Origin of the sequence: Burkholderia sp. Ac-20345, from assembly GCF_017104825.1 — a bacterium.
GTDB classification, from domain to species: Bacteria; Pseudomonadota; Gammaproteobacteria; order Burkholderiales; family Burkholderiaceae; genus Burkholderia; species Burkholderia lata_B.
In genome coordinates this window covers 1-8,784 of the sequence record NZ_JAAGPO010000301.1, presented here as the reverse complement: position 1 = coordinate 8,784, position 8,784 = coordinate 1, and the positions used below count along the sequence as shown (strand labels likewise).

At 70.4% G+C, this 8,784-nt stretch carries 10 protein-coding genes and 1 pseudogene; 7 read left to right on the top strand and 4 right to left on the bottom strand.

What is annotated here, in order from left to right; translation table 11 throughout:
- The 7 genes and pseudogenes from G3O06_RS49450 to G3O06_RS44755 all read left to right on the top strand — a co-directional run.
- Window positions 1-356, top strand: a pseudogene (locus G3O06_RS49450) (hypothetical protein); the annotation flags it as partial.
- A 286-nt stretch (window positions 357-642) separates the two neighbouring features.
- Window positions 643-1,002: a hypothetical protein gene (locus G3O06_RS44780; protein WP_174968437.1), complete on the top strand. Its 360-nt coding sequence runs from the start codon at window positions 643-645 to the stop codon at window positions 1,000-1,002.
- A 27-nt stretch (window positions 1,003-1,029) separates the two neighbouring features.
- Window positions 1,030-1,545, top strand: a complete 516-nt coding sequence (locus G3O06_RS44775) for a sigma-70 family RNA polymerase sigma factor (protein WP_039361534.1) — start codon at window positions 1,030-1,032, stop codon at window positions 1,543-1,545.
- Window positions 1,542-2,324, top strand: a complete 783-nt coding sequence (locus G3O06_RS44770; protein WP_205819909.1) for an anti-sigma factor — start codon at window positions 1,542-1,544, stop codon at window positions 2,322-2,324. Before G3O06_RS44775 ends, G3O06_RS44770 begins: the two co-directional genes overlap by 4 nt.
- A 61-nt stretch (window positions 2,325-2,385) precedes the next feature.
- Window positions 2,386-2,784, top strand: coding sequence for a quinol oxidase (locus G3O06_RS44765; protein WP_205819910.1), 399 nt, complete (start codon window positions 2,386-2,388; stop codon window positions 2,782-2,784).
- Complete coding sequence (locus G3O06_RS44760) at window positions 2,781-3,413, top strand: DUF1571 domain-containing protein (protein ID WP_174913107.1); 633 nt, start codon at window positions 2,781-2,783, stop codon at window positions 3,411-3,413. Before G3O06_RS44765 ends, G3O06_RS44760 begins: the two co-directional genes overlap by 4 nt.
- A 44-nt stretch (window positions 3,414-3,457) precedes the next feature.
- Window positions 3,458-3,973, top strand: coding sequence for an SRPBCC family protein (locus tag G3O06_RS44755; RefSeq protein ID WP_205819908.1), 516 nt, complete (start codon window positions 3,458-3,460; stop codon window positions 3,971-3,973).
- A gap of 56 nt (window positions 3,974-4,029) precedes the next feature.
- On the opposite strand, the gene G3O06_RS44750 is transcribed toward G3O06_RS44755, so the two are convergent.
- The 4 genes from G3O06_RS44750 to G3O06_RS44735 all read right to left on the bottom strand — a co-directional run.
- Window positions 4,030-5,079, bottom strand: coding sequence for an ABC transporter ATP-binding protein (locus G3O06_RS44750; RefSeq protein WP_174988112.1), 1,050 nt, complete (start codon window positions 5,077-5,079; stop codon window positions 4,030-4,032).
- 28 nt (window positions 5,080-5,107) lie between these two features.
- Window positions 5,108-6,706: an iron ABC transporter permease gene (locus G3O06_RS44745; RefSeq protein WP_205819907.1), complete on the bottom strand. Its 1,599-nt coding sequence runs from the start codon at window positions 6,704-6,706 to the stop codon at window positions 5,108-5,110.
- 2 nt (window positions 6,707-6,708) lie between these two features.
- Window positions 6,709-7,743, bottom strand: a complete 1,035-nt coding sequence (locus G3O06_RS44740) for an iron ABC transporter substrate-binding protein (RefSeq protein WP_174913099.1) — start codon at window positions 7,741-7,743, stop codon at window positions 6,709-6,711.
- Between the two features lie 65 nt (window positions 7,744-7,808).
- The coding region (locus G3O06_RS44735; protein ID WP_205819906.1) for a Dyp-type peroxidase at window positions 7,809-8,784 on the bottom strand (976 nt) is incomplete at its 5' end.

Genomic DNA, 8,784 nt, shown 5'->3' with positions numbered 1-8,784 from the left:
TCGCGAGGCAAGTCAGCGTCATTACAGTAGTGCTAGTCTACAGTATTTCTCGTTCATACGACACGCGGACCGCGAAGAGCTACACGATGGATCACACGCTTTCCCCACACGACGGTCTTCCGATCTCGGGCGCGAACGCGGCCGGCGGCACGGCGGGTGCAGTCGGCTCGCTGCTGACGACGGGCGCCAACGCGACGGCGACGGTCGTCAACGCGGTCGGCACGACGGTGGGCACGGCGCTCGGCTCCGCGCCGGGTCTGTCGGTCACGCCGCATTCGGGCAACAGCGCACCGGGCAACCCGCTCGCGCCGGTGTCGTCGCTGCTCCAGTCGCTGACGGGCGCACTGCCGAAGTAACCGGCCGGACACGCACGGCGGCGCCAGATCGGCCGCCGTGCGCAACGGGTCGCGCAACGCGGCATGACAGCGATGTCATGCCGCGTTGCCTTTTGGTGTCCCCTTTTTATTTCGTCGCATGAATGGCTGCTGCCGACGCTCGTAGGCCGGCATGGAATAACCGGTCGCCTCCATCCGTTTAGATACCGAATCCCGGCAGCGCCGCCCGGCGCGATAATGGTCGTGACGAAGCCGATCGTCCCGGCCGGTGCCGCCGTGTCGCGATGCCGTGTCAAGGAGAAAGGGCATGAAACGGATACTCGTCGCCGCCGCGCTGACGGCGGCAATCGTGCAGCCCGCCGCCGCGGAACCACCGCAGGCCGGCGACGGGAAACTGGTCGACGAAGATCACATGACGCTGTACGTGTTCGATCGCGATGCGCCCGGCAAGAGCGCGTGCGACCGCGCGTGTGCGGCCAACTGGCCGCCCGCGCTCGCCGACGCGTATGACAAGGCAACGGGCGCGCTAAGTCTCGTCGCGCGCGACGACGGCAAGAAGCAATGGGCGTACCGCGGGCGCCCGCTGTATCGATGGAAGCAGGATCGCAAGCCCGGCGACGCGGGCGGCGACGGGATCGGCGGCATGTGGCACGTCGCGCGTCCGTGACGGTGCGGCAACGCGCGAGGCATCCTGATGAGCTACGAATCGGATCTGCTGGTGTGGTTGCCGCATCTCACGCGCTATGCGCGCGCGCTGACGGGCGACCGGGCCTGGGCGGACGATCTCGTGCAGGACACGCTCGAGCGTGCGCTGAACCGCCCGCCGCGTGATGGCGGCAACTTGCGCGCGTGGCTGCTGACGCTGCTGCGGCACCGTTTCATCGACCAGTTGCGCGCGCGGCACGAGATCGCGGTCGACGACGCGACGGCGCCGTGGCAGACGATGGCCGCGCCGGCCGGCGAAATTGGCGGGCTGGTGCTGCGCGACGTGCAGCGCGCGCTGTACCGGTTGCCGGTCGAACAGCGCGAGGTGCTGCTGCTGGTCGCGCTCGAGGAATTGAGCTATCGCGATGCCGCGGAGGTGCTCGGCGTCCCGGTGGGGACGGTGATGTCGCGGCTCGCACGGGCGCGCGGGCAGATGCGTGCGCTGCTGTCGGACGAGCCGCCGGCGCACGGTACGGCCGCGTTACGGGTGATCGGGAAGACATGATGGACGAATCGCACAAGCCTTCGAACGAGCGGGACGACGATGCGTCGGCGCAACTGCTGTCCGCGTTGCTGGATGGCGAACTGTCCGGGCACGAGCGCGGCGAGATGCTCGAACGCCTGCAGGCCGATCCGGAGGAAGCCGAACGATTCGCACATTACCGTGCGCAGCGCGACGCGCTGCAGGCGCTGTTCCCGCTGCCGGGTGCCGCGCCCGCGCTGTTCGTGCAGCGCCGTGCGCCGCGCCGGCGCGGGATTGCCTATGCATTCGCGGGGCTCGCGGCCGGGCTGCTGATCGGCGTCGCGCTGCATGTGGGCTGGGTGACGTTAGGCAGCGAACCGGCGTTCGCTGCGCGCGCGGATGTCGCGTACGCGACGTACGCGGCCGACCGCGAACATCCGGTCGAGGTCGGCGCGGGCGACCCCGCACGTCTCGTCGCGTGGCTGTCCACGCGTGTCGGGCGGCCCGTGCGCGCGCCGTCGCTCGACGAATACGGCTACGTGCTGATCGGTGGCCGGCTGCTCCCCGACGAAGCGGGGCCGGCCGCGCAGCTCATGTACCAGCGCGCGGACGGCGAGCGCGTGACGCTGTACATGACGGCCTACGACGCACGGCGCCTCGCGCCGCAGGCGAGGTCGGCCGGTGACCGCTACACGTATTTCTGGTCGGATCGCGGGATGGGCTACGCATTGTCCGGCCAGGGCGACGAACGGCGCCTGCGCGAACTCGCGATCGACGCGTGCGGCGAGCTTGGCGGCCCGACCGACGCGTGGAAGGGGTGACGCGCGCGGCGCCGGTACGGAGCAGGCGATGAAGATGACGATAACGAAGGCGCTCGTACGGATGCTGGTGCCGACGGTGCTCGCCGCGGGCGCCGCGCTTGCGCGGGCGGAAGGCGACGCGCCGGTGCGCGTGCCCGTCGACGCCGACGGCGTGCAGCGGGTGGCAATCGTCGGCGGAAGTTATTTCTTCAGGCCGAACCACGTGATCGTGCGGGCGCACGTGCCGGTCGAGCTGACCGTGTCGGCCGAACCCGGCCTGGTGCCGCACAGCTTCGAAATCGATGCGCCGCAGGCCGGCATCGCGGTACACACCGAACTCGGCACGACACCGAAGACGTTTCGCTTCACGCCGGCGCAGCCGGGCCGGTTCGCCTACTATTGCACGCATCGGCTGCTGTTTTTCAGGAGCCATCGCGAGCGCGGGATGGAAGGCGTGCTCGATGTCGAGGCGGCGCCGTGATCGCCGCGTTGCTGGCCGCGAGCCTGATAGGAGCGAGCATGACCGCCGATCCCGTGACCGTCGCACAGGCGCATTTCGACCACGTCCGCTCGTACCGCGCGACGATCCGCTCGTCCGCGCGCAGCGGCGAACGGACGGAATTCCGCTACGCGTACCTGAAACCGGGCTTCGTCCGGATGGATTTCGTGTCGCCGCATCACGGCGCGGTGCTCGCGTATGACCCCGGCGACGGCAAGGTGCGGCTGCGCCCGTTCGGCGCGCATGCGCCGCCCGCGCTGACGCTGTCGCCGTCCAATCCGCTCGTGCGCGACCGCAGCGGCCACCGGGTCGACCGGTCGGACGTCGGTGAACTGCTGCGCAACGTCCATGCGCTGCAGGAAGGCGGTGCGACGGTGACCGAAGGCGAGGAAGCCGTCGGCGGCCGGACCGCGCTGCGCGTGTCGGTCACGGGCGCACCCGCGCACGCGGTCGACGGCGTGCATCGCTACCGGCTGTGGCTGGATGCCGAGGACGGCTTTCCGCTGAAGGTCGTCAGCTTCGCGGACGATGACGACGTGCCGCTCGAAACCGTGACGCTCGACGACGTCGAGATCGACGTCGCGTTTCCCGAACGCTTCTTCGCGCCCTGAGCGGTGCGCTGACTCGTGCCCCTGACGGGCATGCCGGAGGCTGCATGGCGGATTACCGGTTCTCGACGACCTGGCGCGTGGACGCGCCGCTCGCGGTGGTGTGGGACGCGATCTATCAGGTCGACCGCTGGCCCGACTGGTGGAAGGGCGCCGTGAGCACCGTCGAGATCGAGCCGGGCGACGCGCGCGGCGTCGGCGCGCTGCACCGGTACACGTGGAAGGGCGCGCTGCCGTACCGGCTGACTTTCGACATGCGCGTGCGACGCGTCGAGCCGCCGCATGCGCTCGAAGGCCGCGCGAGCGGTGCGATCGAAGGCGACGGATGCTGGTCGTTCATCGCCGACGGCGCACGCACGATCGTGCGCTACGACTGGCACATCCGCACGCACGTGCGCTGGATGAACCGGCTGGAGCCGCTCGGTCGCCCGCTGTTCCGATGGAACCACGACGTGGTGATGCGCGAAGGCGCGAAGGGGCTCGCGCGGCTGCTGGGCGCGGCGGTCGAGACGGAGGGCCGGACGTTCCGGCCGTTGTCGGATGCGGGCTGCGCCGATGCCTGAACGCGTGTGAACGCGAATAACCGCGAGTAAAAGCGCGAAGCGGCGTGCCGCTCCGCTCAGCGCGCGTACGCCATCACCGCGCCGTCGACCACCAGTGCAACACGTTCGCCGACGGCCGGACACCGATGCCCCGGCACGCGTGCGCGCACGCGTACGTCGAGATCGGCATCGAGGCGCACCAGCACGTCGGCGTCCTGGCCCGCAAACTGCGCGGCTTCGACGCGCGCCGTATGGCCGCGCGCCGCGTCGGCGTGCGTAACCGGCACGATGCCGATCTGCTCGGGACGCAGCATCGCATCGGCCGGCCCGTCGGGCAGCGGCGCGACGAGCGGCAGTTCGCCGAGCGCGCAGGCGATGTGCGTGCCGCGCACGTGACCGGCGAGCAGCACGGCCTGCCCGACGAACGACGCGACGTCGCGCGTGACGGGCTGCCGGTACAGCGTCTGCGGCGCGGCCGTCTGCACGAGCCGGCCATGCCACATCACCGCCACTTCATCGCCGAGCGTCATCGCCTCGGGCTGGTCGTGCGTGACGAGCACCGATGTCGCACCTGCCGCGGCGAGCGCATCCGCGACCGCGCTGCGCGTTTCGTGGCGCAGCGACGTGTCGAGCGCCGAGAACGGTTCGTCGAGGATCACGAGCGACGGCTCGGGCGCGAGCGCGCGTGCGAGCGCGACGCGCTGCTGCTGCCCGCCGGACAGTTGCTGCGGCGCACGGCTCGCATACGACGCGGGCAGCCCGACCATCTCGAGCAGTTCGTCGACGCGATGATGGCGGCGACGCGCCGCGCGCGGTAGCCCGAACGCGATGTTGTCGGCCACCGACAGATGCGGAAACAGCGCGCCTTCCTGCGGCACGTAGCCGATTCGCCGCTGTTCGGGCGGCAGGTGCACGTCGGGCGCGGCCACGCGGCGCCCGTCGATTTCGACGGTGCCGCGCTCGGCGCGCTCGAAGCCGCACAGCACGCGCAGCAGGGTCGTCTTGCCGCTGCCGGACGGGCCGAGCAGCGCGAGGCGCGAGCCGCGCCGCACCGTGAGGTCGATGTCGTGCAGGACGGTATGCGATCCGAACGATTTGGACAGGCCGTGGATGCGTAGTTCGCTCATGGGCGGTTCCGGGGAAAAAGGGCGGCGCTCAGTCGCGCACCGACGCACGCCCGAGCAGCAGGAACAGCAGTCCCGATGCGCCGAGCGACAGTGCGACGAGCAGCGCCGCATAGGGCGCTGCGGCGGCGAACGCGAGCGTCGCCGTATCGCTCCACACCTGCGTCGCGAGCGTGCGGGTGCCGATCGGCGACAGCAGCAGCGTCGCGTTGAGTTCCGTCACGACCGAGATGAACACCATCGTCGCGGCCGCGCCGAGGCCGGGTGCCGCGAGCGGCAGCACCACGCGCGTGAGCGTCGCGCGCCAGCCGAGACCGAGCGAGCGGGCGGTTTCCTCGAGCCGGACCTGCACGTGCGACAGCGCGGCGCGCACGCTGACGACCGCGAGCGGCAGGAACAGGATCGCGTACGCGGCGACGAGCGCCGGCGCACTCTGGTAGAGCGGCAGCAGCAGCCGCACCGTGATCGACACGATCGCCAGTGCGACGACGATGCCCGGCACGCCCTGCACGGTCATCGCCGTGCGCTCGAGGAGCGTCGCGACGCGGCCCGGATAGCGGACCAGCAGGAACGCGAGCGGCAGCGCGAGCAGCGTCGTGACGGCTGCCGCCATCAGGCCGTAGCCGGACGATGCGAGCGTGGCTTGCCACAGCAGCTCGGGCGACACGTCGGCCGGCGTGACGGCTGCCGCGCCCTGTTGCGTGAGCCAGTAGCCGATCATCGCGAGCGGCACGCCGAGCGTCGCGGCCGCGAGCGCGGCGAATGCGACGGTGACGGGGCCGCGCAGATGGCCGAGCGGATAACGCATCGCGACGCGGCGCGCGGCGCGGTGCGTATGACCGTAGCGCGCATGGCCGCGAGCGCGCGCCTCGATCGCGAGGCACAGCAGGCACAGCGCGATCAGCACGCAGCCGAGCAGCGATGCGCCGCCGCCGTCGAACGCGGTGCGGTATTCCGCATAGATCTCGGTCGTGAACGTGCGAAAGCGCAGCAACTGGAATGCGCCGAACTCGGACAGCACGCCGAGCGCGACGAGCAGCATCCCGCCGCACAGCGCGGGGCGCAACTGCGGCAGCACGACGCGGAAGAAGGTATGCCACGGCGAGCAGCCGAGCGTGCGCGCGCTTTCCTCCAGCGCGGGATCGAGCTCGCGCAGCGCGGCGGCCACCGGCAGGTAGACGAGCGGGAAGTACGCGGAGGTCAGCACGATCAGCGCGCCGAGGAAATCCTGCAGGTCGAGGCTTAGCGACACCCACGCATAGCTCGTGATGAACGGCGGCACCGCGAGCGGCGCGGCCGCGAGCGCGGTCCACAGCGGCCGGGCGGGCAGGTCGGTGCGCTCGATGAACCACGCGACCGCCGTGCCGAGCAGCGTGCACATGAGCGTCGCGGCGAGCGTGATCGACAGCGTGTTGACCAGCAGTTCGCCGACGAGCGGGCGCCACAGCAGCTCGATCGCATCGTCGATCCCGAAAGTAGCTGCGCGGTACAGCGTGAAGCCGAGCGGCAGCAGGATCGCGAGCGGCCCGCACGCGGCCGCGGCGACGAGCGCGCGCGACGGGCGGCGCCGTGTCGCGGTGTGCTCATCGTCGCGTGCGGTGCTTGCCGTGCGGGACACGGCGTCGCTCATGGTCAGAGCAGACCGGCCTGGCGCAGCAGCTTGCCGGCCTGGCTGTCGTCGCCGAGCTGTTCGAACGTCAGCGCCGGCGGGCTCAGTTCGTTGAACGGCTTCAGGATCGGATCAGGCGCGACACCCGGATGCAGCGGATACTCGAAGCTGATATGGCCGCCGGCCATCAGTTTCTGCGCGCGCTCGCTGACGAGATACGCGACGAACTTCTGCGCTTCCGGCTGGTGCTTCGATGCCTTCAGCACCGCGGCGCCGGACACGTTGACGGCACCGCCGACGTCGCCTTTGCCGAAGTGGTAGATCGCGCTACGGGTCGACTTGTCGCCGAGCTGGGCGTGCAGGCGGTCCCAGTAGTAGTTGTTGACGATGCCGGTCAGCACGCCGCCGCGGTTGACGGCTGCCGTCACGCCTTCATCGTCGTCGAAGATCTGCGCGTTGGCCTTCAGGCCCTTCAGCCATTGCAGCGTCGCGGCTTCGCCGTGCAGCGCGAGCACCGCGCTCACGAGCGGCAGGAAGTCGGCATCGCTCGGCGCGACGCCGACCTTGCCCTTCCATTCCGGTTTCGCGAGATCGAGCAGCGATGCGGGCAGCTGTTGCGGCTGGAGCTTCGCGGTGTTGTAGATGAGCACGTTCTCGCGCGCGAGCACGCCGACCCAGTTGCCGTCGGCCGGGTTGAAGCGCGCGGGCACCGACTGCAGCGCGGCGCCGTCGGTCTTCGCGAGCAGGCCCTTGCGGTCGAGCAGCACGAGCTCCGGCGAGTTCTCGGTGAAGTACACGTCGGCCGGCGTGCGGTCGCCTTCCGTGGCGAGCTGCGCGGCGAGCGCGGGGCCTTCGCCCGAGCGCACCTTCACGGTGATGCCGCTCTGCGCTTCGAAGTCCTTGACGAGCTGGTTGACGACCTGCTCGTGCTGCGCGTTGTACAGCGTGAGCGTCGCGGCATGCGCGCGCGCGGCGTGCAGCGCGCCGGTCAGCATCAGCGCGGCGGCCGCCGCGGAAATCAGGTGCCGCAGCGGGCGGCTAACGGGTGAAGTGTTCATGTGGTTTTCAGCAGGTTGCACCCGGCGGGGCCGGGAAGGAGTGCCTTGGCTTGCGTTGCGCGTCGTCATGCGTCGAACAGCGCGGCGCCGATGTACGAACCCGGTTGCGCGCCCGGCGGGCACGCGAAGATCGCGCTGCCGACGTGCGTGGTGAACTGGTTCATGATGTCCAGCTTCGCGAGCTTCTCGTTGATCGGAATGAAGCCCTTGCGCGGGTCGCGCTGGTGCGCGACGAACATCAGCCCCGCGTCGTACTCGGTCTGCTGGCGCCACGGCGGCCAGCGCTCGATGTAGAAGCTCGTGCTGTCGTTGTACGAGTACGCGCGGCGCAGGATCTGCGCGCCGTTGTTCAACTGCGGCGATGCGAGGCGCGCGTGCGCGTTGTCGGGGATCACCGGGTTGCCGTCCTTGTCGGCCGCGTCGAGATCGAGTGCCTCGAACTCGTTCTTCTGGCCGAGCGGCGCGCCGCTGTACTTGTGACGGCCGACCACCTGCTCCTGGAAGCCGAGCTCCGTGTTGTCCCAGTGCTCGAGCGTGATGCGGATCCGGCGCACGACCGTGTAGGTGCCGCCGTTCATCCATGCCGGGCCTTCGCTGCCGGCCCACACGAATTCGTCCATTGCGGCCGGATCGGACATCGGCGGATTCATCGTGCCGTCCTTGAAGCCCATCAGGTTGCGCGGCGTCTCGCCGGGCTTGCCCGACGTGAAGCCGGCCTGGCCCCAGCGCATCTGCGTGGCCTTCGCGCCGAGGCGCACGAGCTGGCGCACCGCGTGGAACGCGACCTGCGCGTCGTCCGCGCACGCCTGGATGAACAGGTCGCCGCCGGTCTTCTCGGGCAGCAACTGGTCGCCGTTGAAACGCGGCAGATCGACGAGCGCGGCGGGGCGGTGCTTCGCGAGGCCGAAGCGGTCCTTGCCCGCCAGCGCGAACATGCCGGGGCCGAAGCCGAACGTGATCGTCAGGCGCGCAGGGCCGAGGCCGAGCGCGTCGCCCCCGTCCGCCGGCGCGACTTCGTCGCTGCCCGTCGCGGCGAGCGGC

Bases quoted from the DNA above. Each gene is read 5' to 3' on its own strand.
- G3O06_RS44780 (WP_174968437.1), top strand. From the start codon at position 643: ATGAAACGGATACTCGTCGCCGCCGCGCTGACGGCGGCAATCGTGCAG.
- G3O06_RS44775 (WP_039361534.1), top strand. From the start codon at position 1,030: ATGAGCTACGAATCGGATCTGCTGGTGTGGTTGCCGCATCTCACGCGC.
- G3O06_RS44770 (WP_205819909.1), top strand. From the start codon at position 1,542: ATGATGGACGAATCGCACAAGCCTTCGAACGAGCGGGACGACGATGCG.
- G3O06_RS44765 (WP_205819910.1), top strand. From the start codon at position 2,386: ATGCTGGTGCCGACGGTGCTCGCCGCGGGCGCCGCGCTTGCGCGGGCG.
- G3O06_RS44755 (WP_205819908.1), top strand. From the start codon at position 3,458: ATGGCGGATTACCGGTTCTCGACGACCTGGCGCGTGGACGCGCCGCTC.
- G3O06_RS44750 (WP_174988112.1), bottom strand. From the start codon at position 5,079: ATGAGCGAACTACGCATCCACGGCCTGTCCAAATCGTTCGGATCGCAT.
- G3O06_RS44745 (WP_205819907.1), bottom strand. From the start codon at position 6,706: ATGAGCGACGCCGTGTCCCGCACGGCAAGCACCGCACGCGACGATGAG.
- G3O06_RS44740 (WP_174913099.1), bottom strand. From the start codon at position 7,743: ATGAACACTTCACCCGTTAGCCGCCCGCTGCGGCACCTGATTTCCGCG.